General features: G+C 72.4%; 24 protein-coding genes. 18 read left to right on the top strand and 6 right to left on the bottom strand.

Annotation, left to right across the window (positions count from 1 at the left end):
* Positions 1-13 precede the first annotated feature (13 nt).
* Positions 14-976, bottom strand: a complete 963-nt coding sequence (locus ACSHXN_RS05630) for a helix-turn-helix transcriptional regulator (protein ID WP_356113335.1) — start codon at positions 974-976, stop codon at positions 14-16.
* A 157-nt stretch (positions 977-1133) separates the two neighbouring features.
* On the opposite strand from ACSHXN_RS05630, the gene ACSHXN_RS05625 reads away from it, so the two are divergent.
* Entirely contained in the window at positions 1134-3587 is a 2454-nt protein-coding gene (locus tag ACSHXN_RS05625) for a SpoIIE family protein phosphatase (protein ID WP_356113337.1), read from the top strand.
* Between the two features lie 40 nt (positions 3588-3627).
* Positions 3628-4149 (top strand): metallophosphoesterase family protein, encoded by a 522-nt coding sequence (locus ACSHXN_RS05620; protein ID WP_438302753.1) that lies wholly within the window; start codon positions 3628-3630, stop codon positions 4147-4149.
* A gap of 99 nt (positions 4150-4248) precedes the next feature.
* Here the strand turns inward: ACSHXN_RS05620 and ACSHXN_RS05615 are convergent, their stop codons facing one another.
* A complete protein-coding gene (locus tag ACSHXN_RS05615) occupies positions 4249-5367 on the bottom strand; it encodes an XdhC family protein (protein WP_355130140.1) in 1119 nt (372 codons plus the stop codon).
* A gap of 494 nt (positions 5368-5861) precedes the next feature.
* On the opposite strand from ACSHXN_RS05615, the gene ACSHXN_RS05610 reads away from it, so the two are divergent.
* Positions 5862-7850, top strand: coding sequence for a translation factor GTPase family protein (locus ACSHXN_RS05610; RefSeq protein ID WP_355130142.1), 1989 nt, complete (start codon positions 5862-5864; stop codon positions 7848-7850).
* Positions 7851-7962: 112 nt separating this feature from the next.
* Here ACSHXN_RS05610 and ACSHXN_RS05605 read toward each other — a convergent pair whose 3' ends face one another.
* Positions 7963-9210, bottom strand: coding sequence for a YncE family protein (locus ACSHXN_RS05605; RefSeq protein ID WP_383358207.1), 1248 nt, complete (start codon positions 9208-9210; stop codon positions 7963-7965).
* 221 nt (positions 9211-9431) lie between these two features.
* Here ACSHXN_RS05605 and ACSHXN_RS05600 point away from each other — a divergent pair, with 221 nt between their 5' ends.
* The 4 genes from ACSHXN_RS05600 (at position 9432) to ACSHXN_RS05585 (ending at position 13120) form a co-directional block, all read left to right on the top strand.
* Positions 9432-10091, top strand: coding sequence for a TetR/AcrR family transcriptional regulator (locus ACSHXN_RS05600; protein ID WP_355140961.1), 660 nt, complete (start codon positions 9432-9434; stop codon positions 10089-10091).
* 547 nt (positions 10092-10638) lie between these two features.
* On the top strand, positions 10639-10935 hold the full coding sequence (locus ACSHXN_RS05595; protein ID WP_355140959.1) for a hypothetical protein: 297 nt from the start codon (positions 10639-10641) through the stop codon (positions 10933-10935).
* Positions 10936-11105: 170 nt separating this feature from the next.
* Positions 11106-12563: an aldehyde dehydrogenase family protein gene (locus tag ACSHXN_RS05590; RefSeq protein WP_356113342.1), complete on the top strand. Its 1458-nt coding sequence runs from the start codon at positions 11106-11108 to the stop codon at positions 12561-12563.
* An 83-nt stretch (positions 12564-12646) separates the two neighbouring features.
* Positions 12647-13120 carry a DUF4442 domain-containing protein gene (locus tag ACSHXN_RS05585; RefSeq protein WP_355140969.1) on the top strand — a complete coding sequence of 158 codons (474 nt, stop codon included), beginning with the start codon at positions 12647-12649 and terminating at the stop codon, positions 13118-13120.
* A gap of 430 nt (positions 13121-13550) precedes the next feature.
* On the opposite strand, the gene ACSHXN_RS05580 is transcribed toward ACSHXN_RS05585, so the two are convergent.
* Positions 13551-14459, bottom strand: coding sequence for an EamA family transporter (locus ACSHXN_RS05580; protein ID WP_438302752.1), 909 nt, complete (start codon positions 14457-14459; stop codon positions 13551-13553).
* A 68-nt stretch (positions 14460-14527) separates the two neighbouring features.
* On the opposite strand from ACSHXN_RS05580, the gene ACSHXN_RS05575 reads away from it, so the two are divergent.
* The 3 genes from ACSHXN_RS05575 (at position 14528) to ACSHXN_RS05565 (ending at position 16389) form a co-directional block, all read left to right on the top strand.
* The gene (locus ACSHXN_RS05575) at positions 14528-15385 is read left to right on the top strand and encodes a LysR family transcriptional regulator (protein ID WP_438302751.1); all 858 of its coding nucleotides are present in this window, start codon (positions 14528-14530) and stop codon (positions 15383-15385) included.
* A gap of 101 nt (positions 15386-15486) precedes the next feature.
* Complete coding sequence (locus ACSHXN_RS05570) at positions 15487-15834, top strand: hypothetical protein (protein ID WP_438302750.1); 348 nt, start codon at positions 15487-15489, stop codon at positions 15832-15834.
* Positions 15835-15864: 30 nt separating this feature from the next.
* The gene (locus tag ACSHXN_RS05565) at positions 15865-16389 is read left to right on the top strand and encodes a MarR family winged helix-turn-helix transcriptional regulator (protein WP_355140949.1); all 525 of its coding nucleotides are present in this window, start codon (positions 15865-15867) and stop codon (positions 16387-16389) included.
* Between the two features lie 14 nt (positions 16390-16403).
* Here the strand turns inward: ACSHXN_RS05565 and ACSHXN_RS05560 are convergent, their stop codons facing one another.
* A complete protein-coding gene (locus tag ACSHXN_RS05560) occupies positions 16404-18164 on the bottom strand; it encodes an ABC transporter ATP-binding protein (RefSeq protein WP_438306433.1) in 1761 nt (586 codons plus the stop codon).
* 394 nt (positions 18165-18558) lie between these two features.
* On the opposite strand from ACSHXN_RS05560, the gene ACSHXN_RS05555 reads away from it, so the two are divergent.
* The 6 genes from ACSHXN_RS05555 to ACSHXN_RS05530 all read left to right on the top strand — a co-directional run bounded on the left by ACSHXN_RS05555 (position 18559) and on the right by ACSHXN_RS05530 (position 23914).
* Positions 18559-18738: a hypothetical protein gene (locus ACSHXN_RS05555; RefSeq protein ID WP_355140947.1), complete on the top strand. Its 180-nt coding sequence runs from the start codon at positions 18559-18561 to the stop codon at positions 18736-18738.
* A gap of 254 nt (positions 18739-18992) precedes the next feature.
* Positions 18993-19703 (top strand): DUF6215 domain-containing protein, encoded by a 711-nt coding sequence (locus ACSHXN_RS05550; protein WP_438302749.1) that lies wholly within the window; start codon positions 18993-18995, stop codon positions 19701-19703.
* Positions 19704-20085: 382 nt separating this feature from the next.
* Positions 20086-21174, top strand: a complete 1089-nt coding sequence (locus ACSHXN_RS05545) for an S-(hydroxymethyl)mycothiol dehydrogenase (protein ID WP_355140943.1) — start codon at positions 20086-20088, stop codon at positions 21172-21174.
* Positions 21174-21803, top strand: coding sequence for an MBL fold metallo-hydrolase (locus ACSHXN_RS05540; RefSeq protein WP_438302748.1), 630 nt, complete (start codon positions 21174-21176; stop codon positions 21801-21803). The genes ACSHXN_RS05545 and ACSHXN_RS05540 overlap by 1 nt, the downstream gene beginning before the upstream one ends.
* 93 nt (positions 21804-21896) lie before the next feature.
* Positions 21897-22811 carry an SDR family oxidoreductase gene (locus tag ACSHXN_RS05535; protein WP_359457373.1) on the top strand — a complete coding sequence of 305 codons (915 nt, stop codon included), beginning with the start codon at positions 21897-21899 and terminating at the stop codon, positions 22809-22811.
* A 134-nt stretch (positions 22812-22945) separates the two neighbouring features.
* Positions 22946-23914, top strand: coding sequence for an aldo/keto reductase (locus tag ACSHXN_RS05530; protein WP_355140965.1), 969 nt, complete (start codon positions 22946-22948; stop codon positions 23912-23914).
* Positions 23915-23983: 69 nt separating this feature from the next.
* Here ACSHXN_RS05530 and ACSHXN_RS05525 read toward each other — a convergent pair whose 3' ends face one another.
* A complete protein-coding gene (locus ACSHXN_RS05525; RefSeq protein WP_355140936.1) occupies positions 23984-24535 on the bottom strand; it encodes an RNA polymerase sigma factor in 552 nt (183 codons plus the stop codon).
* Between the two features lie 46 nt (positions 24536-24581).
* On the opposite strand from ACSHXN_RS05525, the gene ACSHXN_RS05520 reads away from it, so the two are divergent.
* Together ACSHXN_RS05520 and ACSHXN_RS05515 are read left to right on the top strand one after the other, a co-directional pair.
* Positions 24582-26012, top strand: coding sequence for a serine/threonine-protein kinase (locus ACSHXN_RS05520; RefSeq protein WP_438302747.1), 1431 nt, complete (start codon positions 24582-24584; stop codon positions 26010-26012).
* 150 nt (positions 26013-26162) lie between these two features.
* Positions 26163-26894 (top strand): DUF4232 domain-containing protein, encoded by a 732-nt coding sequence (locus tag ACSHXN_RS05515; protein ID WP_438302746.1) that lies wholly within the window; start codon positions 26163-26165, stop codon positions 26892-26894.
* Positions 26895-26936 lie beyond the last annotated feature (42 nt).

Below are 26936 nucleotides of genomic sequence, written 5' to 3'. Positions count from 1 at the left end.
CGCTCATGGCAGGTCACCCTCCGTCAGGGGCGTGCCGGCCGGAAGGACGAGTGCGCGGTGCGACGTCCTCGGCACCCCGGCTGCCGGCGGGGGCGGCACCGAAGGCCGTGCCCGCAGCGGTTCCCGGCGCGCCGGGCTCGGCCGGTCGCTCGCCGGAGGCGTGCAGACTCGCCAGGAGCGCCAGCAGTTCGGCGCTGCGGCCGCCGGGCTCGGGGTGGAAGACGACGAGCGTGAGCCCGTCCGTACCGCCGACCTCGAACTTGTTCGAGTGCAGTTCCAGATCACCGACCTGGGGATGGTTCAGCCTGCTGAGCCGGCTGCGGCGCGGCCGCACGTCATGCCGGCCCCACAGCAGGCGGAAGCGCTCACTGCGCACCGACAGCTCGCCCACCAGCTCCACCAGCCGTGGGTCGTCGACATCGGCGCCGGCGTGGGCGCGCAGACTCGCGACGCCCTCCGCGGTCGCCTCCTCCCAGTCCCGGCGCAGGGCCTGCTCGGCCGGGTCGAGGAAGACGGCCCGCAGCAGGTTCACACCGGGCGCGTAGGCGGGGGAGAGGGCGGCGGCCAGCGCGTTGACCGCGAGGACGTCGGTGAACCTGTTCTGGACGTACGCCGGATTGCCCGTCCAGCCGTCGATGAGCTGACGGATGCTCATGGGGACCTTCTCGGACCGCGTGGTCCTCCTGCGGGAGCCGGATCCACCGGGCTGTGTCAGACCGATCAGATGCGCGGTCGCGTCGTCGTCCAGCTGCAGCACCCGGGCGAGCGCCTGGAGGACCTGGACGGACGGATGGCGATCGCGACCCTGTTCGAGCCTCAGGTAGTAGTCGGAGCTGATTCCGGCGAGCGTCGCGACCTCCTCACGGCGCAGACCGGGCACCCGGCGCAGTCCGCCACCGGCGATGCCCGCGTCCTCGGGCCGGATCAGGGCCCGCCGGGCGCGCAGGAAGTCGCCGAGCGCGTTCGTGCCGTTCATATGACCACCGTAGGACCGGTCCCGGATTCCTGGGTGGCCCTGTCACTCCCAGGAACCGGCCGGCCGACGGGGCGCGCGTCGCTGCGCACCACCGACACGTGGGATCGGCACGTTCACAGGGGCTGCGCGAGCGTCTGCAAAGCGCTGTAATGGCCGAATGGGCAGTGACGGCGCTGCGGGACGCAGAACGAGGACACTCCGTGCCGAACTTGCCCTCAAGACCCTCAGCGCGGACCTCGATCCGCGCGAGCGCCTGCGCCGCACCCTGGAACAGGCGCTCGTCTTCGCCGGAGCGACGCTGGCGGCCGTCTACGTCCCGGCAGCCGACGGGGACCGGTTGTGCCTCACCGAGTCCGCCGGCGTACCGCGTGTGCTGTACGGACTCCGCGACGTCTACCCCCTCTCCGCCGGTGGTCCCGCGGCGGACGCGCACCGCTCCGGACGGCCCGTGTGGCTGACGGCCGAGGACCTGGCCCGCCGGCCCGCCGCGCAGCGCCTGCCCGTCAGGGACTTCTCGCTCGCGGCCCTGCCGTTGCGGGAAGGGGGGTGCCTGGTCGCCGTCGGAGACGCCCTGGAGGGTTTCGACGCCGAGGAACGTGAATGTCTCCGTCTTCTGGCCGAGGCCGTCACCGGTCCCGCTCCGGCCGAGGACCACGCCAAGGAGCTGTCGGGCAGCTTCTTCAGCCTCGCGGTGGACAGCGGCCGGGTCGAGGTCGACGACGAGATGCTGCGCCTGTTCGGCATCGAGCCCGACGAGTTCGACGACAGGGTGGAGACCCTGCTCTCCCGGACCGTGCCGGACGATCTCCCCTCGCTGATGTCCGTGGTCGAGGCCGACCACATGTCCATCGGCGACCGGGAACTGGAGTTCCGCATCCTCCAGCCGTCCGGCGAGCCCAAGTGGCTGCGGCTGCGCGGACGGCTGCTGCCGGCCGGGCGGGGCCACCCGGCGCGGCTGGTGGGAACGGTCGCCGACGCCTCCAAGCTGCGCCCCGCCGTCAGCGACGTCACCCGCATCCAGCGGCTCGCTGCGGCCCTCGCCACCGCGGGCACCGTCCGCGACGTCGGCCGGGCCGTGGTGTCCGCGCTGCGCAAACCGCTGCGGGCCGACCGCGTCGCCCTCGCCGAGCTGGAGGGCGACCGGCTCGTGGTGACCGTGCTCGACCCGCCGGAACCGGAGGCATGGCCGGAGCTGTGGCGGACCGAGTGGCGTTCGGAGTGGCCCGACGCACCGGTGCGGGCCATGCCCACGCTCGCCGCGGCGCTGGGCGAGGGCCGCGCCGCGGTCTGGCCCGCCGGCTCCGAACTGGAGCCGGCGCTCGCGGACGTCGGTCCCGGCGGCCTCGCCGTGCTGCCGCTGACCGCCGGAGGCAGTACCGCCGGCGCCTGCCTGATCGGCTGGGACGAGCCGCACGACTTCGCACCCGACGAACGCGCACTGCTCACCGCCGTGGCGGGCCTCGCCGGACAGGCACTGGTGCGTGCCCACGCCTTCGACGCCGAGCACGAACTGATCGGCATGCTTCAACGGGCCCTCCTGCCGCGCCGCCTGCCCCGGCTGCCCGGCGCGGTCGCCGTCGCGCGCTATCTGCCCACCACCGCGGGTCTCGAGCTCGGCGGAGACTGGTACGACGTCATTCCGCTGACCGACAACCACGTCGCGTTCGTCATCGGCGACGTCCAGGGGCACAACGCCGGCGCTGCCACGCTGATGGGCCAGATGCGCACGGCGCTGCGGGCGTACGCGGTCGAGGGCCACCCCCCGGACGTCGTCGTCTCGCACGCCAATCGGCTCCTCGTGGACATGGAGTCCGACCTGTTCGCCACCTGCTGCTACGTCGATGTCGACATGGAGGAGGGCTCCGCCTGGTGTGTCCGCGCCGGTCACCTCGCACCCGTGCTGAGGTATCCGGACGGCCGCACGGAGATCCCCGAGTCGGACGGCGGTCCGCCCCTCGGCGTCGTCGAACGCGCCGACTTCCCGATGAGCCCGCTGCGGCTGCAGCCCGGCACGGTTATCGCGCTGACCACGGACGGCCTGGTCGAGTCGGCGGCCGTCGACATCGAGGTCGGTCTCGCGCGGCTGGCCGACGAACTGTCCGCCGCCGATCCGGGCCACCTCGGGCTGGTCGCGGACGCCCTGCTCGCCGGTGCGAACCGCAGTGACGACGTGGCGCTGCTGCTCGTGCGCTACGACGGCATGGCGACGCGCCCGCGGCGCGAGAGCTGGACGGTGTGGCGTGTCCCGGAGGCGGTCCGGCACGCCCGCCGTTTCACCCGGCGCACCCTGCGCGCCTGGGGCGTCACCGAGGACGTCGACATGGTGCTGCTCGTCGTCTCCGAACTCGTCACCAACGCCCTGGTCCACACCGGCGGTCCGGTCCGTCTGCACCTCACCCTCTTCAACCACCGGCTGCGCATCGCGGTCTTGGACAACTCACCGCGTACGCCGGTCAAGCCGACGAGCATCGGCTGGGAGGCGACGGGCGGCCGCGGCATCCTCCTCGTCGAGGCCGTGTCGGCGGCGTGGGGGACCGTCCCCGTCAGCGGCGGCAAGCAGGTGTGGGCGGACGTGTTCCTGGAGCAGGGGCCGTCGGCACCACCCCCCTGACCCGGATGCCGGGGGTCCGGCGACATGACACCCTGACGTCGTGCGTCTGCTCCTGATGTCCGACACCCACCTGCCCGCTCGGGCCAGGCAACTGCCCCCGGAACTGATCGCCGAACTGCCGCGCGCCGACGTCGTGATCCATGCCGGCGACTGGGTGGACGTCGCCGCTCTCGACCTGCTGGAGAGCCGGTCCGCGCGGCTGATCGGCGTCCACGGAAACAACGACGGGGCCGAACTGCGCGCCCGGCTTCCCGAGGTGGCGCGTGCCGAACTCGGCGGTCTGCGCCTCGGCGTGGTCCACGAGACGGGCGGCGCCCAGGGCCGGGAGCGCCGGTGTGCCGAGCGCTTCCCCGACCTCGACGTGCTGGTCTTCGGTCACAGCCACATCCCGTGGGACTCCGTCACGGACACCGGGCTGCGTCTGCTCAACCCGGGCTCCCCGACCGACCGCAGGCGTCAGCCGCACTGCACCTACCTGACCGCGACGGTGTCCGGCGGTCGGCTGACGGACGTGGTCCTGCACCGGCTGCCGCCGCGCGCCGGCAGGGCGACGCGGGTCTGAGCCCGGCTCGTCACGCCGCCGGGGCGTGCGCGCCCGGACCGTCGCACGCAGGCCCACGCCAGGACCGCCCCGACGAGGGCGCCCGCCGCCGGACGACCACTACAGCGACTCGCAGCGGACCCGGTTCGGATGGATCGCCCCCGAGGTCGCCGCCAGCGGTCCTCCGGTGCCGCCCCACCGCAGTGCGACGATCTCGGCGGCCACCGACACCGCCACCTCCTCGGGGGTGCGCGCCCCGAGATCCAGGCCGATGGGCGAGCGCAGCCGGGCGAGTTCGGCCTTTGTCAGTCCCGCCTCGGTCAGCCGCTTCGTCCGGTCGTCGTGGGTGCGGCGGCTGCCCATCGCCCCGATGTACGCGGCCGGCCTGCGCAGCGCCTCCTCCAGCAGCGGCACGTCGAACTTCGGGTCGTGGGTGAGCACGCAGATCACCGTGCGGTCGTCGGTGGCGGTGGCGTGCAGATACCGGTGCGGCCAGTCCACGACGACCTCCACGCCCTCCGGGAACCGCTTCGGAGTGGCGAACACCGGACGGGCGTCGCAGACCGTGACCCGATAGCCGAGGAAGTCGCCGATACGGGCCACCGCGGCCGCGTAGTCGATGGCGCCGAAGACCAGCATCCGGGGCGGTGGCGCGAAGGAGTGCAGAAAGACCGTGACGGCGTCCTCGCGTCGTTCGCCGTGCCGGCCGTAGTGCCGCCGGCCGGTGGCACCGAGTGCGAGTCCGCCGCGCGCGTCGGCGGTCACTGCGGCGTCCAGACCGCTCGAGCCGAGCGACCCCGACACCTCGTCGGGCCATACGGCGAGGGTGGCCCCCCGCGGTGCGGGGCCGTCGATCACCGTGGCCACGGTGACCGGGCGACCGGCCGCCACCGACTCGGCCACCGCCCCGAACGAGACGTCCTGCGCCGGTGTCACCCGGCGCACCAGCAGAGTGATCTCCCCGCCGCAGGTGAGTCCCACGGCGAACGCGTCCTCGTCGCTGTAGCCGAAGGTCTCCACGCGCGTCTCGCCCGATTCGACGACCTCCTGGGCGAGTTCGAACACCGCCCCCTCGACACAGCCGCCCGAGACGCTGCCGACCACCTCGGCGCCGGGACCGACGGCCATCGCCGCTCCCGGCCCGCGGGGCGCGCTGCGGCTCACGGCCACGACCGTGGCGAGCCCGAAAGGGGATCCCGTCGTGTACCACCGGTGCAGCGCCGGGAGGATCTCACGCATCGCGCGTTCCCTCGATCACGCTTCCGCTCCTCTCACACCGCGGTCAGGCGTTCCGGCGTGGCCGGAATCCGCCCCTCGACAACAGACTCCACGCTCGGCGGCGCCACCGCCATACCGGGCGCCGGCGACGCGCAGCGGGCCGGGCGGGTCCGGGGCCGCCCGGACCGGGTCACCCGGTGCGAAGGCCGGTGCGGTCGGTGCCCCCGGGGCGGCGGTGACCGTCGGCCGGCGGTCTTCGGCCGACCGGCGGCGGCACCCGGTCGAGGAGGGCTCGCGGGCGCGCAGCGGACGGATGCGGATGCGGTCCGTGACCGCCGTCCGGGTGCGGAGAGCGGCCGGAGGCGGAATTGGTTGACGCTTAATCCGTTGCCGTGGCCAAGGGGTCGCTGGTCCACTGCGCGTGAGGAACAGTCGACCCAGAGGAGCGGAAATGCGCACAGCGTCCATGTCCAGCCAGCAAGGAACCACCCCCCTTCCGAAGGACATGACGCTTCGTGCACACGCTGAACCTGGGAATCCTGGCGCATGTAGACGCCGGTAAGACGAGCCTCACCGAGAGGCTCCTGTACACGGCCGGGGTGATCGACGAAATCGGCAGCGTCGACGACGGCAACACCCTGACCGACTCGCTCGCGCTGGAGAGGCAGCGCGGCATCACCATCAAGTCGGCCGTCGTCTCCTTCACGTTGGACGACGTCACCGTCAACCTCATCGACACCCCGGGTCACCCGGATTTCATCGCCGAGGTGGAGCGGGTGCTGAGCGTGCTCGACGGTGCGGTCCTGGTCGTGTCGGCCGTGGAGGGCGTGCAGGCGCAGACGCGCGTGCTGATGCGGACCCTGCGGCGGTTGCGCATCCCCACGCTCGTGTTCATCAACAAGATCGACCGGGGCGGCGCGCGGCACGGCCGCACGCTCGAGGCACTGGCACGCCGGCTGACCCCGTCGGTCGTCCCCATGGTGCGGCCGGACCGGATCGGCACGCGGACCGCACAGGTCACGCCGTACGACGCCGACGACCCCGCCTTCACGGAGCGACTGCTCGATGTCCTCGCCGAACACGACGAGGAGCTGCTGGCCGCGTACGTCGAGGACATGGTGTCCCACGACCGGCTGCACACCGCGCTCGTGGAGCAGACCCGGCGTGCCCGGGCGCACCCGGTGTTCTTCGGTTCGGCGATCACCGGCGCCGGTGTGCCGCAGCTGATCGAAGGCATCGGGCAACTGCTTCCGGCCGCCGGCGGCGACCCCGCAGGACCGCTCTCCGGCACGGTCTTCAAGGTCGAGCGGGGACCGGCGGGGGAGAAGGTGGCCTATGCGCGGATGTTCACGGGGACGCTCCGCGTCCGCGACCGGATCCTCTTCGGCGACGGCCGTCCCGAGGGGCGGGTCACGTCGATCAGTGTCTTCGACCGGGGTACGGACGTGCGTGAGGACGCCGTGCCGGCCGGTCGCATCGGCAAGCTGTGGGGACTCTCCGACGTCCGGATCGGCGACGACATCGGTGCGAGGCGGCATGCGCAGGAGCGCTTCTTCGCGCCACCGACGCTGGAGACCGTGGTCGTACCGGGGCCGGGTGTCGACCGAGGGGCCCTGCATCTGGCGCTCGTCCGGCTGGCCGAGCAGGACCCGCTGATCGACCTCAGGCACGACGAGGTGCGTCAGGAGACCTCGGTGTCCCTCTACGGCGAGGTGCAGAAGGAGGTCGTCCAGGCCACGCTCGCCGATGAGTTCGCCCTGGACGTCACCTTCCGGGAGACGACCCCGCTGTGCATCGAACGGCCGGTGGGCACCGGAGCGGCCGTGGAGTTCAACAAGAGGGACCTGAACCCGTTCCTCGCCACGGTCGGTCTGCGTGTCGACCCCGCTCCGCCGGGCGGCGGCGTGGACTTCCGCCTGGAGGTGGAGCTGGGTTCGATGCCGTACGCGTTCTTCAAGGCGGTCGAGGACACCGTGCGGGAGGTGCTCGGACAGGGGCTGCACGGCTGGGAGGTCACCGACTGCACGGTCACGATGACCCACTCCGGCTACTCGCCGCGGCAGAGCCATGCCCACCAGGGGTTCGACAAGAGCATGTCGAGTACGGGAGCGGACTTCCGGGGCCTGACCCCGTTGGTACTGATCGAGGCGCTGCGCCGGGCGGGCACCCGTGTGCACGAGCCGATGCACAGCTTCCGCATCGAGGCCCCGGCCGACACGCTCGGCGCCCTGCTGCCGGTGCTCGCCGCGGTGCGGGCGGTGCCCCGGGCGACCGAGACGCGAGGTTCCGTCTGTGTCCTCGAGGGCGCGGTCCCGGCGGCGTGGGTGCACACCCTGGAGCAGCAACTGCCGGGCCTGACGCGGGGCGAGGGCGAGTTGGAGAGCGCCTTCGGGCACTATGCGCCGGTGACGGGCGGATCGATGCCCGAGCGGCCGCGCACGGACCACAACCCGCTGAACCGCAAGGAGTATCTGCTGAAGGTGAGCCGCCGGGTCGGTGGCTGAGTGCGGTTCGGGCCCGCATGCTTTCCGGGCGCCGGTCCCGTCGGGGCACGGTTCCGTCCGTGCCGTGCCGCGCGCGGCACGGACGGAACCGTGGTCGTGGGCGGCCCGGGGGTCAGCCGGCGGACGTCCCCGTCCAGTCGGCGGGGACGTGTGCCAGGCGTACCCGCTGGGGGTGGTCGCCGACCTGCACCGAGGCGACCTTCTCGCCGGTCGCGAAGTCGATCGCGGTGACCCGGTCGGCGCCGCTCTCCGAGACGATGCAGTCCGTGCCGTCACCGCTGACGGTCGCCCAGTAGGGCTTGGCGGCGGTCACGAGCGGACCTTCCTGGAGCGTGGCGCGGTCCACGACGGTCGCGTAGTCGTCCATCGTCCCCGCGACGCACAGCTTGGTGCCGGAGGGATTCATCGATATGCCGTGGTGGCGCGAGTCGTTGACCCACGTGGTGCGATCCGGGCTGGTGGCCGGGTTCTTGGGCAGGGTCTTCACCCGGGTGATCCGGTCGGTCGCCAGGTCGTACTCGAGGAACCCGTTGAAGAACGACACCTGGAAGTAGAGCGTGGACTCGTCGGGGCTGAAGACGGCCGGACGCACCGCGTCGGAGAAGTCCTTCAGCCCGATCGCGTCCAGCCTGCCGCGCATGTCGATGGTCTTGACCTGCTTGAACGTGGTGGCGTCCACGACCGTGATGTGGCGGTCGCCCTTCGTCCAGTCCCAGACGGGATCGTCGAGGGCCGTGTTGACCTCGCCGATGGCCATGTTCCAGATGTACTTGCCGTCCTTGGTGAAGATGTTCTCGTGCGGCTTGTCGCCGGTGGTGAACTCGCCCAGTCCTCGGCCGGTGACGATGTCCAGCACCTGCACCTTGCCGGCGGTGGAGGCCGAAACGGCGACGCGGGTGCCGTCGGGGGAGACCGCCATGTGGTCGGCGCGGTAACCGGCCACGGGGAACCGCCAGTTGATCCTGCCGGTAGTCAGGTCGATCGACACGACGTCGGCGAAGCTCGGCCGGGAGACGACCATCGATCTGCCGTCCGGAGTGGAGTACATGTCGTCGACGAACTGGTCGTGTCCTTCGCCGACGCTGTTGCGGATGGCCATGAAGTAGATCCACTTGATCGGGTCGGCGTTGATCTCCGCCATGCGCTGTGCCTTGTCGGGGACCACGTCGACACGGCCGAGCCGGGCGAAGTCGCCGGTGGACTCGATGACATCGGCGGTGCCGTCCCAGTTGTTGCCCACGAACATCACCTCGCGCAGGGCGGCGGTGGTGTCCTGCGCGACGGCGGTCGCCGTTCCGCCGGCGGTCAGGGCGAGGGCGGCAGCGAGGGAGAAGAGGTGACGGGATCTGAGGACGGACATGGCGGGTCCCTGTCTGTGGTGGTCAGCCGTGATGAGGACATGACAAGCCGGGGTGGTGCCGTTCGTTGGAGCCGCCGGGGGTTGCGGCCCGCGAATCTGAATACGGGTGCGTTCAGATTGACTTACTGGAAAGTAAGGAAGAGTCGGACCTCTCCACAAGACTTCGTGCACGACAAAATTGGCGGACTGTCGAACGGATCGACGAAAGCTGAGGGATGCGCGTGGCAGGCAGGCTCAGGCAGCCGACGGGCCGCTACGGGGGCAGGTCCGCCGAGGAGCGGCAGGCCGAGCGGCGCCGGAGGTTCCTGGACGCCGCGCTGCAGCTCTTCGGCGACAGCCCCGGTTTCCGGAGCACCACGGTCGCCGCACTGAGCGAGGCGGCCGGTCTGTCGACGCGCCAGTTCTACGAGGAGTTCCGCACCCTGGAGGACGTGCTGGCCGCCTTGCACCTCCAGGTCAACGACTGGGCGGAGGGGGCCGCATCGGCCGCCCTCGCCGAGGCCCGCGCCCTGCCGCTCGCCGAGCGCGCCACCGCGGTCTTCCGGGCGTACGCGGCGAACGTCACCTGCGATCCGCGGCGGATCCGCATCACCTTCGTCGAGATCATCGGGGTCAGCCCCAGGTTGGAGGAGCAGCGGCTCGAACGGCGTTCCCGTTGGGTGGACTTCATCTGCGCCGAGGCCGCCGACGCCGCCGCGCGGGGGGAGGCGGCCCCGCGTGACTACCGGATCGCGGCCACTGCGTTCATCGGCAGCGTCAACGGTCTGCTGCACGACTGGCGGGCCGGCTGGGTGGACGCGACCCTCGACGAGATCGTGGACGAGCTGGTCCGGCAGCTGCTCGCGATCCTGCGGCCGGGCGGATGGGTTCCGGGTGCGTGACGAGGCCAGGTGACGGGTTCCGGGTGCGGCGGCTCATCGACGCGCGAGACGCCGCCTTCGAGCGCCGCGCGTTGCCGGGGGGCAGGGGCGCGCACGGCCCGCCCGCAGCGCCGCCCGCACCAGGGCGGCGGAGGCGCGCAGGCCTGCCGCGCACGCCGAGGGCGGCGGCAGCCTCCGGCCCCGGCCGCCGAGTTCGGCGCCCGCCGAGAAGGTCCAGGAGAGCCGGGAGCTGATCCGGACCTTCAGACGGCGCTGCCCGCCTAGCCGTCCCATGCCTCGAGGGGGATCTTTCCGGCGAGCCTGCCGTCAGGCGGCGTCGGCGGGCAACTGCGGGACGGGTTGCGGGTGTCGGCGGCGGTGTCTGCCGCGGTGCGCATGGAGACCTCCTTCGAAGGCCGGGCCCGGCGTGCGGTGGGCCGCGAGGACCTCTCCTTCGAGCCTCCCCCGGCACGGGGCCCCCGGCAAGCGCAGCGGGAGCTGTGCGCCTGTCGGGTGAGGGCGCGGCCGGTCCCGTGACCGCCCGGTGTCCCACCCCGTTGCTGCATGCATGATCTCAACACGACGTATCGTCGCCGCGGTCGGTATCGCCCTCGGCGTCACGGGCCTTGCGGCGCCGATGGCCACCGCGGCCCCCGCCGACAACTCGGACGCGAGCAGGCTGAGCCCGGTCACCCTGCTCGACTCGCTGTCCCACAGCGAGGTCCCGGCGCAGTACAAGGACGACGTCCCGCTGCCGTCGAAGCAGCTCGGGGAGCTGAACCGCGTCAACGGCATCCAGCCGGTGCAGCAGGCCACCGACAAGGTCGCGCCCGTGACGGGACTGGTGTCGGACGTCGCCTCCTAGGTGACCCCGGGACGAAGACCCAAGGCCCCCGGCTGTGCGGCATGCCGGGGGCCTTGACATTCGCGGGGACCGGCCGGAGCATCGCAGCAGATCAGTGAATGACATTTCACCAGGCGAACAAGCTCGGTCCCTCCGAGCACCGTCCCGGCCATGTACCGAAGGAAGCCGTCATGCCTGTCACCCGTGAACTCCTCATCGGCGGCAAGGACGTACCCGCCGCGTCCGGCCGCACCACCGTCGACGTCGCCCCCTACACCGGCGAGGTGTACGCGACGCTCGCCGCGGCCGGCCCGGAGGACGTGAAGCGGGCGGTGGACGCCGCGGACGCGGCCTTCCCGGACTGGGCGGCGCTCGCCCCCTTCGCCCGCCGCGCGATCTTCCTGAAGGCGGCCGATCTGCTGGACGCCCGGAGCGAGCAGGTGGCCGAGATCATGGCGCACGAGGCGGGCGGCACCCGGCCGTGGGCCCTCTTCAACGTGGGTCTGGGTGCCAACATCCTGCGCGAGGCCGCGGCCGCCGTCACCGCGCCGCGCGGTGAGGTGCTCAGTGCGCAGGAGGAGGGGGTACTCGGGCTGGCGGTGCGTGAACCCCTCGGGGTGGTCGCGGCGTTCGCCCCGTGGAACGCGCCGGTCATCCTCGGCGTCCGGGCCGTTGCGGCGCCGCTCGCCGCCGGCAACACGGTGGTCGTCAAGCCGAGCGAGGACGCACCGATCGCGTGCGGGCTGCTGATCGCCGACATCCTGCGCGAGGCCGGACTGCCGGACGGCGTGCTGAACGTGGTCACCAACGACCGTGAGGACGCCGCCGGGATCGCACAGGCGCTGACAGCCGACGAGCGGGTGCGCGCGGTGAACTTCACGGGCTCCACCGGGGTCGGGCGCATCGTCGGAGAGCTCGCGGCGCGCCATCTCAAGCCCGCCGTACTGGAGTTGGGCGGCAAGAACGCGGTCCTCGTGCTGGACGACGCGGACGTGGACTACGCCGTCGACGCGGTGGCCTTCGGCGTGTTCCTGAACGCCGGCCAGATCTGCATGTCCGGCGACCGCATCCTCGTCCACGAGTCGCTCGCCGAGGAGTTCACCCGGAAGTTCGTGGAGAAGACCGCCTCGCTGCGGTCCGGCGACCCCGCGCATCCGCACACCGTGATCGGTCCGCTGGTCAGCGCGCAGGCCGCGCAGCGGGTGGCCGGGCTGGTGAAGGACGCCGTGGGCAAGGGGGCCACGGTCCTCGTCGGCGGCGAACCCGAGGGCGCAGTGCACCCGGCCACCGTCCTCACCGGTGTACCGCAGGACGCGGACCTGTACCGCACCGAATCCTTCGGCCCCGTGTGCGTGGTGGCGACGTTCGCCGACGACGACACCGCGGTGGCCCTCGCCAACGACACCGAGAACGGGCTGACCTGCGGCATCATCACCGAGAACGCCACCCATGGACTGGCCGTGGCACGTCGGGTCCGCACCGGCATCGTGCACATCAACGACCAGTCGGTGGCCGACGAGCCCCAGGCTCCCTTCGGCGGGGTGCGGGCGTCGGGCTACGGCCGTTTCGGTGGACGGTGGGGTATCGAGGCGTTCTCCAACACCCGCTGGGTCACCGTCGCCACCCGGCACGCTCACTACCCCTTCTGACGGGGCGACCGGACGTCGGTGTCCGGGCGTTGCCCGGTGGACACCCGTGCGCCATCGCACCCTGCGAGGCTGGCGGGGTGGACATGACGGCACTGGCCCGAACGCTGCTCGAGTCCGTACCGGCGCATCGCACGGCCCGGATCGAGGTCGTCCGGGCCGTGGACGGCGAGGCCGAACTCGCGTGCGACACCCCCGCGGAGCTGACCAACGTCATCGGCTCGCTGCACTCCGGCGGGCTGATCGCCCTGCTCGACGCGGCCGGGCTGGCCGCCCTCATCGCCTCGGGGCCGCATGCCGGGGCCCTGGAGCGGATCGTGCCCCTGGGAACCGCGGCCGCAGCGGAGTTCCTGGCTCCCGCCCGCGGGCGCCTGTCCGCCGGCTGCCGCCTCGACGACCAGGCCCGGAGTGCCCTCGAGCCGCTGTGGGCGGGCGAGACCGACCGTGTGCGGATCTCCACCTGGGCCGAGATCACGGACGCGGCGGGCAGGGTCGTGTGCCGGGGCCGCTTCGACTGGAGCGTGCGGCGCACGCCCTCAGGGAGCGCCGCCCGGCCCTGAGGCCGCGGACCGGGAGCGGTCGTCAGGCCCTTTGGGCCCGGTTCGTCACGCGCCGAGGGCCGGCACCACCCGCTGCCTCGCATCTCGGCACGCGGATCCGAAGGACCGCCCTCGCGCGCGGGTCGACGGTCGCGGAAACGCGCGCACCGTCGTCCTCGGGCCCGGTTCCGGACGGGGTGAGAGCCGGGCCGGGCCCGAGGACGCACCGCCCCCGTCCCCACGGGATGCGGTGCGCGGGGGTCCGCCGCCGCTCATCGGCGGCCCCCGGTCCTGGGCGTCACGACCACCGTGGCGGCCGGACGGTTTCAGGTTCTCGACAGAGGCAAGCACAGCGACTTACTTGAGTCAAGCAATCGAATCGCCCGCCGGGATGCCGAAACGCGTGCGGCCCCCCGTCACCGGGAGGCCGAGCCGGAGGCGGGCGCTCCCGTCAACCACGTCGTGTGGCGATGCCGACCGTGTTCGCGGTCACGACGGCGCCGATGCCGGCCCATGCCGTCCACTCCAGGTGCTGCCCGAGGAGGAGGCGGCCGACCACGGCGGCCAGGACGGGGTTGACGCTCATGAACAGTCCGAAGGCCGGGGCCGACACCCGGCGCAGCGTGAACAGGTCCGCGAGGTACGGCACCGCGGACGAGAGGAGCCCGGCGGCGATCGCGCAGGCGGCGGCCTTCGGGGTCGGCGGATGCTGGACGGCGACGGCCGCGCCGACCGGAAGGAACACCATCGCCGACACCGCGGCGGCGGCCGCCGATCCCTGCGCCCCGGGGATGCGCCGGCCGACGGTGCCGTTGAGCAGGATGTACGACGCCCAGCAGCCGGCGGCCAGCAGGCCGAGGCACATCCCGGCGTAGTCGGTGGACGGTTGAGGGCGCATCAGGACGACGACACCGGCCGTGGCGATCAGCGCGCAGCAGGCGTCGACACGCCGCCGTGTGGCGGCCAGGGCGATGGTGAGCGGGCCGAGGAACTCCAGGGTCACCGCCAGACCGAGGCCGATGCGGTCGATGGCGCTGTAGAGGGACAGGTTCATGGTGCCGAACACCAGGGCCAGCAGCAGCACCGGCCACCACTGGTGCCAGGTGAAGGAGCGCAGTCGCGGCCTGCCGACGGCGAGCAGGACGAACGCGGCGACGTACTGGCGCACCGCGACGACGCCGACCGGTCCGAGCACCGGGAAGGCGAGCGAACCGATCGCGGCGCCGACCTGGTTGGACAGGCCGCTGCCGACCATGGTCAGGACTCCGGCCGGGCTCGTGCGGGCCGGTTCCGGCCCCGGGGCTGCCGGACGGAACCGGCGTGCGGGTGATGCGGACGGGCGTGCCGATGCTCCGTGCATGCTCCGATCGTGCGAGAACCCGGCCCGTGCGGAAAATGCATCCGGCGGGCCATCCATACGCTTGACTCATGCATGAAGTGGAACTGCGGCAGTTGCGCTGCCTTGTCGCCATCGTCGACGAAGGCACCTTCACGGACGCGGCGATCGCCCTCGGCGTCTCCCAGGCGGCCGTGTCCCGCACACTGGCTTCGCTCGAACAGGCGCTGGGTGTACGGCTGCTGCGCAGGACCTCCCGCGAAGTGGCTCCGACCGGCACCGGACTGCGCGTCGTGGCGCACGCCCGGCGGGTGCTCACCGAGGTCGACGACCTGGTGCGCGGCGCCACCTCCGGTCCGGCCCGGCTGCGGATCGGCTACGCCTGGTCCGCGCTCGGCCGACATACCCTCGCCTTCCAGCGGCGCTGGCGCGAACGGCACCCGCAGACCGAACTGCACCTCGTGCGCGTCAACTCGGCCACCGCGGGGCTCGCGGAGGGTGCCTGCGACCTCTCGGTGGTGCGCAGGCCCGTGGACGACCGGCGCTTCGACTCGGCGATCGTCGGTCTCGAGCAGCGGCTGTGCGCGATGGCCGCGGACGATCCGCTGGCCAGGCGCCGCTCGGTTCGCCTGGCCGATCTGAGCGGACGCACGCTGCTGGTCGACCGCCGGACAGGCACCACCAGCGTGGAGTTGTGGCCCCAGGAATCGCGCCCGGCCACCGAGGAGACGCACGACGTGGACGACTGGCTGGCCGCGATCTCCACCGGTCGCCGTATCGGAGTCACGGCGGAGTCCACGGCCAACCAGTACGCCCGGCCGGGCGTCGTCTACCGGCCGGTGAGCGACGCCGAGCCCATCGCCGTGCGGCTCGCCTGGTGGCGGGACGGCCCGCATCCCGCCATGCAGCCCGTTGTCGAACTTCTCGTCTGCCTCTACCGCATGGACTGACCGGCGGGCCGCGACGGCGGCGTCGCGGTCCCCCGCGACGGGGCGGGTTCGCCCCGGCCGCCGTCGGCGTCTTCCTGCTCAGCGTCCACACGCCGCGCGGCGTGACCTTCCTGATCGTGTTCCTCACCGGTGTGTTCCTGCACAGCGCCCAGACGACGATCTACGCGACGGTCTCCCTCCGCGCCGCCCCCGACAGCCGTGCCACCGCGGTCGGCCGGACATCCGGCCCGGGCCGCCTCGGCGCCGTCTTCGGGCCGTGGCTCGGGGGCCGGCTGCTCGCCGGACGTCACGGCGACCGGGGCTTCACCGCCTTCGCGCTGAGGGGTGTGTCCTCCATGGTCTTCATCGGCATCGCCGCCCTGCGCACCCGGCAGGCGTCACCGAGCGGCACGCCCCGGGAAGCCGGGCTAGCCCGGCCCGCATCCGTTCCCAGACAGGTAGTTACTTGAGTCAGGCAACGATATGGTAAACTGGGCGGTATGCCCAACCCGCAGCCCCCCTCCGCCCCCGCATCGCCGGAAGTGATCGACATCGAGCGAGCGCTCACCCGCATCACATATCTGAGCACGCGCGCGCGGCAGCACGATCGCCTGATGGCCCTGGCGGGTGTGCCGCTGGACCGCGCCGCGGTGGCCCTGCTGCGGCAGATCGCCGACTCCGAACCGCTGCGCCCGGGGGAGCTGGCCAACCGGCTGGGGGTCGAGGCGTCCCATGTGACCCGGCAGGTGCACCAGCTGCAGAAGTCGGGATACGTCTCCCGCGTACCGGACCCGGACGACGGCCGCGCCCAGCGTATCGAACTCACCGTCCTCGGCCGTGAGGCCATCCACCGGATCCGCGACGCCGGGGTCCGCGGCATGCAGGCGGCGCTGGGCGCCTGGTCACCGGAGGAACTCCGCCAGCTGGCCACCCTCTTCCACCGCATGGTCGACGACTTCCTCGCCTATGCCGTCGACGACGAGACGGGCCAGGAGGTCCTCGAGGCCGCTGGCCCCGAATCCTGACCCGGATCCCGGTGTCAGTCGGCCGTGGCGAGGAACTGCGTCGCGGCCAGTTCGGCATACAGCGGGTCCGCGGCGATCAGTTCGCGATGGGTGCCCACCGCGCGGACCCGGCCCGCGTCCATGACCACGATCCGGTCGGCCGTGGTCACCGTGGACAGCCGGTGCGCGACCACCAGGACCGTCGTGGAGCGCGCGACATCGGCGACCGTGTCCCGCAGAGCCGCCTCGTTGACGGCGTCCAGCTGTGAGGTCGCCTCGTCGAGCAGCAGCAGCCGGGGACGGCGCAGCAACGCCCGCCCGATCGCGACACGCTGGCGCTCGCCGCCGGAGAGCTTGGTCCCACGATGCCCGACCAGGGTGTCGAGACCGCGGGGGAGCCGCTCGATCAGTCCGTCGAGCCGCGTCGTCTTGAGTACCCGCTGCACCTCGGCGTCGTCGGCTTCGGGACTGCCGAGGAGGAGATTGTCGCGCAGGGAGCCGGACAGCACCGGAGCGTCCTGCTCGACGTAACCGATGGCCGCTCGGAGCCGGGGCAGCTCCCACTCGGCGATGTCCCGTCCGTCCAGCGAGATCGAGCCCGACTCGGGATCGTAGAACCGCTCGATCAGGGAGAACACGGTCGTCTTGCCCGCCCCGGACGGGCCGACGAACGCGGTCATGCCCCGGGCCGGCACCGTGAAGGTCACGCCGTGGTGCACATGGGGCAGGTCCTCGGCATACCGGAAGCGCACGTCCTGGAAGGAGAGCGTGGCGGGCTGTGCGCCCGGGGCCGGCAACTCCGCATGCTTCGCGGGTGGTTCGGCGGGCAGCCGCAGCGCCTCCTGGATCCGGGCGAGTGCGGCGGCACCCGTCTGGTACTGGGTGACCGCGCCGACGACCTGCTGGATGGGCGACATCAGATAGAAGACGTAGAGCAGGAACGCGACCAGGGTGCCGACGTCGACGGCGCCGGTCGCCACCCGTGCGCCGCCCACGGCCAGTACGGTGATGAAGGCGATCTGCATCGCGAGACCCGCCGTGTTGCCCGCGGCCGCCGCCCACTTGGCGGCCCGCACGCTCTGCCGCCACGACTCCTCGGCCGCCGTGTGGACGGCCTCCTCCTCGCGGTGCTCCGCGCCGGACGCCTTGACCGTGCGCAGCGCGCCGAGGACCCGCTCCAGCGAGGCGCCCATGGCGCCCACCGCGTCCTGCGCCTGCCGGCTCGCCCGGTTGATGCGCGGCACGATGAGCCCGAGCACCAGGCCCGCGGCCAGGATCACCCCGAGCGTGACTCCGAGCAGCACCGCGTCGACCAGTCCCATCATCACCACCGTCGCGACCAGTGTGAGCCCGCCGGTGCCGAGCCCGACCAGTGAGTCCGTGGTGACCTCGCGCAGCAGCGTGGTGTCGGAGGTGATGCGGGCCATCAGATCGCCGGGCTCCGTACGGTCCACGACGGAGATCCGCAGCCGCAGCAGATACGACGACAGAGCGCGCCGGGCACCCAGCACGACCGATTCGGCGGTACGCCGCAGCACGTAGGAACCCAGGGCGCCCACCGCCGCGTTGGCGACCACCAGGCCCGACATGCCGAGCAGCGCCGGGGTGATGGACCGGTCGTGCGCGAGGTCGTCGATCAGACCGCGAGCGACCAGCGGCAGGAGCAGCCCGGTGGCGCCGGTGGCGAGCGCCAGCACCGCGCCCGCGAGCAGGGACCACCGATGCGGCCGTACATATCCGAGGAGCAGCCGCCAGGCGGGCGGCACCGGTCCCGGTTCGGCTTCCGTCACAACGATGCTCACGGCGGTCCTTGCAGAGTAGGGGCTGGTCCACTCCGGCCCATGGGCCACGCCCGGCAGGGGTGGTGAGGGCAGAGCGGAGGTCTACGCGGTCCGCATCCTAGAAGGGGGGACAGGTGCCGTCGGCGGGGTCCCGCGCAACGCCCCCTCGCCCGGGGTGCATTTCCTGGTCCAGCCATTTTCCTCCCACTCCTGCCGGACCCGTCGGTGGCGGCACGGCTCATGTGGTGACATGTGTCGGCGGGGTGCGAAGGAGGCTTCCTGTCCGGTTGCCGAGTGGGCTCGCCCGTGGGGCGGTTGGTAAGGGCGAGGCTGCCAGGACGGAGGTGACCGCACCGAGTGCGCCGATCAGTGGGCGCAGGACCCGAGCGGAGCCGCCATACGCGCGGGCGTGGGCAGCCCGCGTTCCCCCACTGCCCTGCGCGTCACCGAACTCCTGTGCAGCGCCGACGCGTACGCCACGCGGCCGACCGACATCACCGCCCTGGACCCCGAGTCGATGGTGTCCGTACCGGCCGCCCGTGAGCTCGCGCCCGAGACGAACGGCCGCCGCAGGGGACACCCGATCTGACGGCAAGGGACGCGCGGCGGCGGACGAGGCCGTCCGCCGGCCTCGCTCCGGACGCCGCGCGTCCAGGACTCTCTGCCGGGGACTCGGAGGGGCCGCTGCGCCTTTCGGGCCTCCGGCCGAGTCGGAGCCGGTCATTTCCCCGCAGCACGACGGCCCAGGGGTGCAGGAGAACGGGACGGGAACTGCGTGGTCCCTCCGGTGAACACGGGTTAGGGTGCCGGAGCGCGAACCGGGGATCACAGCAGGTGGGGGACATGGCAGACGACAACGGCGTGCCCGAGAAGGGTGCGGGCCCGTGGGGGCAGGCCATCACGGCCGTGGTGCTGGTCGGCGCACTCGTCGTCGGTCTGTGGGCGTTCGCGAAGCCGTCGTCCTCGCAGAGCGGTCAGTCGCCGGCGAGGTGTCTGGGCGGGGAGGCCGAGACGGTGTCGGGGAAGCCCGGCAAGGGACCTGACGTCGTCTCAGGGGCGCAGCTGTGCGAGGCACTGAACCGTCCCGACCTCGCCCGGCTGCTGGGCACCCCGCAGGAGACCGCGAAGAGCGCCAGTGGCGGCGGCGGCTCCGTCAAGCTCACCGGCGGCGAGGAGATCCCCAACCCCTCGGCCCGGGTCGAGTTCACCACGTACACCGTGTCGCTGTCGGAGAGCTACGACCGTCTTCCGGTGTCCGAGTCCGCCGCACTTCTCGGGGACGGCACGGGGAAGCGGACCGTTCTGGGCCGCCCGGCGGTCCTGTACGAGGACCGCACCATCAGCATCGGTTTCCGCCTCGACGGCGGCGACAGCCACAGCGGCCCGGGGGTACCGGCCCGCGCCCTCACCGTGGCCCGGGACGCAAAGGACAGCGGCGGCTCCTTCGACGTCACCCTGTGGCGCACGGACGGCCTGGTACCGGACGACGCGGTGCTCCTCCGTGTCGCCGAGACGGTACTCCCGACTGTTCCGGGGTGGACCGCGGACGAGTGACGGCCCTGCGCAGTGACCCGTTGTCCGGCGCTCTCGCCGGGCACGGGCGGCGAGTGGTGACGCACCGCGCCGGCCCGATCAGGGAGTCGGGCCCGGCCACCGAGCCGGACCGGCGACTCGAATCACTCGGCCCCTGTCGAGCCGACCGCGGAGCTGTTGCACCACGGCGGCGGTCGCCGCAAGGGTCCGGGGCCCGCTCACAGGTGTCGGGGTGTCACCCGAAGGCCGGTCGGACATGCCCCGTCGCGAGGGTGATCCGAGATGTTCCGCGCGGAATGCGTGCGCAACACATGCCCACCGCGCGAGGATCACGAGTGTGGGCCGCTGTGGCCCGCGCCGGGCGCGTGCGGCGCCCGCAGCACCGACGGAAGGCGGCAGCAGCATGGCGCAGGAAGTACGCGGCGTGATCGCTCCTGGCAAGGACGAGCCGGTCCGGATCGAGACGATCGTCGTACCGGACCCGGGGCCGGGTGAGGCGGTGGTGCGCATCCAGGCCTGCGGCGTGTGCCACACCGACCTGCACTACAAGCAGGGCGGTATCACCGACGAGTTCCCGTTCCTGCTCGGCCATGAGGCGGCCGGCGTCGTCGAGTCGGTCGGCGAGGGCGTCGAGGACGTCGCCCCCGGCGACTTCGTGATCCTCAACTGGCGGGCGGTGTGCGGCAAGTGCCGCGCCTGCCGGCGCGGCCGCCCCTGGTACTGCTTCGACACCCACAACGCCAAGCAGAAGATGACGCTCGCCGCGACCGGTCAGGAGCTCTCCCCGGCCCTCGGTATCGGCGCCTTCGCGGACAAGACGCTGGTGGCCGCCGGGCAGTGCACCAAGGTCGACCCGTCCGTCTCCCCGGCCGTGGCCGGGCTGCTGGGCTGCGGCGTGATGGCCGGCCTCGGCGCCGCCATCAACACCGGAGGCGTCGGCCGGGGCGACACGGTCGCGGTCATCGGCTGCGGCGGGGTCGGCGGCGCGGCGATCGCAGGGGCGCGCCTGGCGGGCGCGTCGAAGATCATCGCGGTGGACATCGACGACCGCAAGCTCGGCACCGCGAGGGAACTGGGCGCCACCCACACCGTCAACTCCCGGGAGACCGACCCCGTCGAGGCGGTACGGGATCTGACCGGCGGCTTCGGGGCCGACGTCGTCGTCGACGCCGTGGGCCGCCCCGAGACCTACCGGCAGGCCTTCTACGCCCGCGACCTGGCCGGCACCGTCGTCCTGGTCGGCGTGCCCACCCCCGAGATGAAGCTGGAGCTGCCGCTGCTGGACGTGTTCGGGCGCGGCGGGGCCCTGAAGTCCTCCTGGTACGGCGACTGCCTGCCCTCCCGCGACTTCCCCATGCTCATCGACCTGCATCTGCAGGGGCGCCTGCCGCTGGAGAAGTTCGTGACCGAGACCATCGCGCTCGACGAGGTCGAGAAGGCCTTCGAGCGGATGCATCACGGAGACGTCCTGCGCTCGGTGGTGGTGCTGTGATGAGCGCACGCGTCGACCGACTGGTCACCTCCGGCACCTTCTCCCTGGACGGCGGCACCTGGGAGGTCGACAACAACGTGTGGATCGTCGGCGACGACCAGGAGGCCGTTGTGATCGACGCCGCCCACGACGCCGACGCGATCGCCGCCGCCGTCGGTGACCGGCGACTGCGGGCCATCGTGTGCACCCACGCCCACAACGACCACATCGACGCCGCGCCCGCGCTCGCCGAGCGGACCGGAGCGACGATCTGGCTGCACCCCGACGACCTGCCGCTGTGGAAGATGACGCACCCCGACCGCCTCCCGGACCACTGGCTGGCCGACGGCCAGGTCGTCGAGGCGGCCGGTGCCGATCTGACGGTGCTGCACACCCCCGGCCACGCGCCCGGTGCCGTCTGCCTGTACGACCCGGGCCTCGGCACCGTCTTCACCGGCGACACCCTCTTCCAGGGCGGCCCCGGGGCGACCGGACGCTCGTACTCGCACTTCCCGACGATCATCGACTCGATCCGGGACCGGCTGCTGACCCTCCCGCCCGAGACGGTGGTCCGCACGGGCCACGGCGAGTCGACGACCATCGGGGCCGAGGCGCCCCACCTCGAGGAGTGGATCGCGCGCGGCCACTGATCCCGGCAGGCGCCCGCAATAGGCGACAGAAGATGTCCGGCTTCCGCGCCATCCTCGGCGAGACGGTTCTACGAACGAGCGCGGAGGTCGGACATGCCGGGACCGCTGACAGGCAGGGTCGCACTGGTCGCGGGGGCGACACGAGGGGCGGGGCGGGGGATCGCCGTCGAACTGGGCGCGGCGGGCGCCACGGTGTACGTGACCGGGCGCAGCACCCGCGAGCGGCGCTCGGAGTACGACCGGCCCGAGACGATCGAGGACACCGCCGAGCTGGTGACCGCGGCGGGCGGGCACGGCGTCGCGGTCCCCACCGACCACCTTGTCCCCGCCGAGGTGCGCGCGCTCGTGGACCGTGTCGAGCGCGAGCAGGGCCGCCTGGACATTCTCGTCAACGACATCTGGGGCGGCGAGAAGCTCTTCGACTGGGACCGCCCGGTGTGGGAGCACGACCTCGACAAGGGGCTTCGTCTGCTGCGGCTCGCCGTCGAGACGCACGCGATCACCAACCACCACGCGCTGCCCCTGCTGCTGCGGCACCCCGGCGGCCTGGTCGTGGAGATGACCGACGGAACGGCCGAGTACAACCGCGACACCTATCGGGTGTCCTTCTTCTACGACCTGGCCAAGGCGTCCGTGCTGCGGATGGCGTTCGCCCTCGGCCACGAGCTGGGGTCGCGCGGGGCCACCGCGGTCGCCCTCACCCCCGGCTGGCTGCGCTCGGAGCTGATGCTCGAGACGTTCGGGGTGACCGAGCAGAACTGGCGCGATGCCCTGGAGCGCGAGCCCCACTTCTGCATCTCCGAGAGCCCGTACTACGTCGGCCGGGCGGTCGCCGCGCTCGCCGCGGACCCGCAGGTCTTCCGCTGGAACGGGACCTCGCTGTCCAGCGGGCAGCTCGCACAGGAATACGGCTTCACGGACCGCGACGGCAGCCGCCCCGACGCCTGGCGCTATCTCGTCGAGGTCCAGGACAAGGGCCACACGGCGGACGCCACGGGATACCGCTGAGGACGCGCCCGTGCTTGGCCGCACTCAGGATGGGCAGGCATCACGTCGTCGTGGGCTGCGGCGCCACCGCACGAGGCCGTCCGGACTCGTGGTTCCCGGGCGCCCTGCCCCGCCCCGAGGGAAAGCAGGAGTGCATGGAGTACGTGAAGCTCGGCGCCACGGGCCTCGATGTGTCCCGGATCTGCCTGGGCTGTATGAGTTTCGGCATCCCCGACCGAGGCACTCACCGCTGGAGTCTCGACGAGGAGGCGTCCCGCCCCCTGATCCGCCGGGCGCTCGACGCGGGCATCAACTTCTTCGACACCGCGAACGTCTACTCCGACGGCACCAGCGAGGAGATCGTCGGCCGGGCACTGGCCGAGCACGCGCGACGTGACGAGATCGTGCTGGCGACGAAGGTGCACGGCCGGATGCGCCCCGGACCCAACGGCGGCGGCCTCTCCCGCAAGGCGATCATGACGGAGATCGACCACAGTCTGCGCCGCCTCGGCACCGACTACGTCGACCTCTACCAGATCCACCGCTTCGACCACGTCACCCCGATCGAGGAGACGATGGAGGCCCTGCACGACGTGGTGAAGGCCGGGAAGGCCCGGTACATCGGCGCGAGCTCGATGTACGCCTGGCAGTTCTCCAAGGCCCAGTACACGGCCCGCCTGAACGGCTGGACCCGGTTCGTGTCGATGCAGAACCACTACAACCTCCTCTACCGCGAGGAGGAGCGCGAGATGCTGCCGCTGTGCGCGGACCAGGAAGTCGGCACCCTGCCCTGGAGCCCGCTGGCCCGCGGACGGCTCACCCGGGACTGGGACGAGACCACGGAGCGCAGTCGCACCGACGAGTTCGGCAAGGGGCTCTACCAGGAAGGTGACCGGGCCGTCGTCGAGGCGGTGTCGGCGGTCGCGGCCCAGCGGGGCGTCCCCCGGGCGCAGGTCGCGCTGGCCTGGCTGCTGCGGCAGAACACCGTCGCCGCGCCGATCGTCGGGGTCACCAAGCCGCAGCACATCGACGACGCGGTCGCCGCACTGGACGTGGAGCTCACCGACAAGGACGTCCAGTCGCTGGAGGAGTCCTACCGGCCGCACCCCGTCAAGGGCCACTGACTCTCTTGGGGCACACGCCGGGGCGGTACGCGACGACGGTACCGCCCCGGCGGAGGACGACGGGCGCGCTCAGAGGGAACCGGCCAGCCAGGGCCTGACCTGCCGGCGCGCCTCGTGAAGGCGGGACTTCAAGGTGCCCAGCGGGACACCGACGCGTTCGGCGACCTCCGCGTACTCCAGCTGGCAGATGTCCCGGTAGACCAGCGGCGCCACCAGGTGCGGATGCTCGCGCTCCAGTCGCTCCAGGGCCTCCAGCAGATCGACGCGGGATCCCGCGATCACACTGGTGGTCCGTGGATCCACATGCTGTGCGGCGTCGATGGGTCCGGGCTGCTCGGCGGCCCGTCGCTTCAGCTCCCGGTACTTCTGCCGGGAACAGTTGGCGACGACCGTGTACAGCCAGGTGCCGAAGCGGCTGCGGCCCTGGAACGTGTCGATCTTCCGGGCCACCTGCAGCAGCACGTCCTGTGCCGCCTCCTCGGCGTCCTCCCGGCACGGCAGGAAGCGCGCGCAGCGCCGTACGACCTCCGGCTGGATGTGATGGAGCAGCGCGTCCAGGGCAGCCGTGTCGCCCGCGGCCGCGCGCCGAGCCAGCTCTTCGGGGTCTGCGGCGTCCCTCACTGGGAGCTCCCCTCGATGTGGATATCCGACCAGGCATGATAGTCCTATGCAGTCCCTGGAGCGGATCGACCGCTACCGCTTGGAACGACGCCTGGGCAGCGGCGCGTTCGGCGTCGTCTGGCTTGCCCACGACGACGTGCTCGAGGCGCCCGTCGCCGTGAAGGTGCTTGCCGAGAACTGGGCCCACCGGCTGGATGTCCGGGAGCGGTTCCTGTCCGAGGCGCGCCTGCTGCGCCGGGCCCACTCCAGCAGGGTGGTGCAGGTCTACGACATCGGCGAGCTCCCCGACGGCAGACCCTATTTCGTCATGGAGTACGCCGACGGCGGCACGCTCGCCGACCGGATCACCGGCAGTCCCCTCCCGGTGGCGGAGGCCCTGCGCCTGACGGCCCTGGCCGCCCGCTCGGCGGCCGCGCTGCACGACGCCGGAATCGTGCACCGGGACATCAAGCCCTCCAACGTCCTCCTGCGGACCGCGCCCGACGGCTCCACCAGGCTGCTGCTCGCCGATCTCGGGCTGGCCAAGAGCCTCGCCCAGGCCTCGGGACTCACCATGGCGGCGGGCTCCGCCGGATACGCGGCGCCCGAACAGTCGGAACCCGGCTCCGGCATCGACGCGCGGGCGGACGTCTACAGCCTGGGGGCCCTCGGTTATCACCTGCTCACCGGCACGGTCCCCGCACGCCCGGGCCGGGTGGTGCCCCCCGACCGGCTCAGCCCCGGTCTGCCGGCCGAGGTCCAGCGGGCGGTCCTGCGGGCCATGGACCCCGAGCGCGAGCGGCGCTGGCCGACCGCCGAGGCCTTCGCGGACGCCCTCGAACGGCTTGCGGACGTGTCCGTCACCTCGGCGCCCGAGCGGCCCGGTCGCCGAGGGGAGGCCGTCGCTGCGGCCCCGGGGCAGCCCGGCCGCCGCCGCAGCGCTCTGGTCCTCACCCTGGCCGCCCTGGCCGTCGCGGGTGCCGCCGCAGCCGGCACCACCGTGCTGCTGCGGCCGCATCCGGCGGCGGATGTGAAGGTCCAGGACTCCACCGGGCGTGTCCACGCGATCGTGCCCGCGTCCTGGGGGCGCCAGCTGCGCGACGCCGGCTGGAACCCGGCGTCACTGGGCCTGCCGACCGGGCATGAGCCCGCCCTCGCGGTGGCCGACGACCTCTCGCGCTGGCAGGACCTGGGTACCGGCGCGAACGGCGCCTTCATCGGGTTGAGCGAGCACGGAGACCTCACGGCCAAGGTGCGCGCGATCCGTCACGCGGACTGCCACGACCAGGGCGGCCGTGACTACCGGGGCACCGACTGGCAGGGGACCGTACGCACCTGGAACGACTGCGCGGGCGGCGGTGGATCCGTCACGGAGGCCGCCCTGAAGCCGGTCGCCGGCAGCGGCACCGGTGATTCACAGGTGTACGTGCAGCTGCGCCAGGACGGCGGCACCGACGAGACCGACCGGATTCTGGACTCCGTACGGCTGAGCGGGTGACAACCGTCACGCCGTGGCCGTCGGCGCGCCCGGAGGCCGGACAATGTACGCGAACTTTTCCGCACCGGAGCGCATCGGACAGAGAGGACGGGCAAACGGCACCGTCCCCACGCGCCCGGCGTGTGCGGTGAGTTTCGAGGAGCGACAGACATGGTGACCTTCCGACGCGCCCCGGCGGACCAGGCCTGCGACGGCACGGCCCCCTTCCTGACGGCACGGCGTGCGGTGTCCGCGGTAGGCGCGCTCGTCGCCCTGGGCCTGCTCACCGCCTGCGGCGACGGCCATGCCACGAGCAGCGCCAGCGCCCCGGAGAAGCTGCCCGGGGCGGCACAGCCCGCCACCGGCGCCCACACAAGCGCCGACGGCAGCTCGACGAGCACGGCCGGCACCGAGCCCGCGACCACGGCATCGGACAGTCCCGGCACGGCGGCCTCCCCGTCGAGCGACAAGGGCGGGGCCGCCGGCACCCGCTGCCACACGTCCGAACTGCGGGCCACGGTCGGCCGCAACAACCCCGGTGCCGGCCAGGAGAACTTCCCCCTCGTCCTCACCAACGACTCCGGGCGCACATGCACCGTCGACGGCTACCCGGGTGCCGCCTTCGTGGACGCCTCCGGCAAGCAGCTGGGCCCGGACCCCAAGCGCAGCACCGGAAGCCCCACGAAGATCACGCTGGCCCCGGGCAAGAGCGCCTGGGCCGGGCTGACCTTCTCCAACCCCGAGATCAGTGAGGCTCAGAAGGCCACGCCCGCGGCGATCCTGATCACCCCGCCCGATGAGAAGGACTCCCTGAAGGTGAAGTGGTCCGGCGGCCCCGTCCCCGTCTCGGGCAACTCCTCCACGGTGACCCTGACGGTCTTCAGCGCCGGTACCGGCGCCTGACCCCGCTGCTCCCCGACCCCGCTGTCCGCTCGCCGGCAGCGG

The sequence above is a fragment of the Streptomyces sp. HUAS TT11 genome (assembly GCF_051553595.1).
Classification (GTDB): Bacteria; Actinomycetota; Actinomycetes; order Streptomycetales; family Streptomycetaceae; genus Streptomyces.
The sequence above is the reverse complement of the archived record's forward strand: the minus strand, read 5'-3'. Positions and strand labels throughout refer to the sequence as shown.

Excerpts from the sequence above, each read along its gene's own strand:
- ACSHXN_RS05630 (WP_356113335.1), bottom strand. The coding sequence starts at position 976 with ATGAACGGCACGAACGCGCTCGGCGACTTCCTGCGCGCCCGGCGGGCC.
- ACSHXN_RS05625 (WP_356113337.1), top strand. The coding sequence starts at position 1,134 with ATGGGCAGTGACGGCGCTGCGGGACGCAGAACGAGGACACTCCGTGCC.
- ACSHXN_RS05615 (WP_355130140.1), bottom strand. The coding sequence starts at position 5,367 with ATGCGTGAGATCCTCCCGGCGCTGCACCGGTGGTACACGACGGGATCC.
- ACSHXN_RS05605 (WP_383358207.1), bottom strand. The coding sequence starts at position 9,210 with ATGTCCGTCCTCAGATCCCGTCACCTCTTCTCCCTCGCTGCCGCCCTC.
- ACSHXN_RS05595 (WP_355140959.1), top strand. The coding sequence starts at position 10,639 with ATGATCTCAACACGACGTATCGTCGCCGCGGTCGGTATCGCCCTCGGC.
- ACSHXN_RS05590 (WP_356113342.1), top strand. The coding sequence starts at position 11,106 with ATGCCTGTCACCCGTGAACTCCTCATCGGCGGCAAGGACGTACCCGCC.
- ACSHXN_RS05585 (WP_355140969.1), top strand. The coding sequence starts at position 12,647 with ATGACGGCACTGGCCCGAACGCTGCTCGAGTCCGTACCGGCGCATCGC.
- ACSHXN_RS05580 (WP_438302752.1), bottom strand. The coding sequence starts at position 14,459 with ATGCACGGAGCATCGGCACGCCCGTCCGCATCACCCGCACGCCGGTTC.
- ACSHXN_RS05575 (WP_438302751.1), top strand. The coding sequence starts at position 14,528 with ATGCATGAAGTGGAACTGCGGCAGTTGCGCTGCCTTGTCGCCATCGTC.
- ACSHXN_RS05565 (WP_355140949.1), top strand. The coding sequence starts at position 15,865 with ATGCCCAACCCGCAGCCCCCCTCCGCCCCCGCATCGCCGGAAGTGATC.
- ACSHXN_RS05550 (WP_438302749.1), top strand. The coding sequence starts at position 18,993 with ATGGCAGACGACAACGGCGTGCCCGAGAAGGGTGCGGGCCCGTGGGGG.
- ACSHXN_RS05545 (WP_355140943.1), top strand. The coding sequence starts at position 20,086 with ATGGCGCAGGAAGTACGCGGCGTGATCGCTCCTGGCAAGGACGAGCCG.
- ACSHXN_RS05540 (WP_438302748.1), top strand. The coding sequence starts at position 21,174 with ATGAGCGCACGCGTCGACCGACTGGTCACCTCCGGCACCTTCTCCCTG.
- ACSHXN_RS05535 (WP_359457373.1), top strand. The coding sequence starts at position 21,897 with ATGCCGGGACCGCTGACAGGCAGGGTCGCACTGGTCGCGGGGGCGACA.
- ACSHXN_RS05530 (WP_355140965.1), top strand. The coding sequence starts at position 22,946 with ATGGAGTACGTGAAGCTCGGCGCCACGGGCCTCGATGTGTCCCGGATC.
- ACSHXN_RS05520 (WP_438302747.1), top strand. The coding sequence starts at position 24,582 with ATGCAGTCCCTGGAGCGGATCGACCGCTACCGCTTGGAACGACGCCTG.
- ACSHXN_RS05515 (WP_438302746.1), top strand. The coding sequence starts at position 26,163 with ATGGTGACCTTCCGACGCGCCCCGGCGGACCAGGCCTGCGACGGCACG.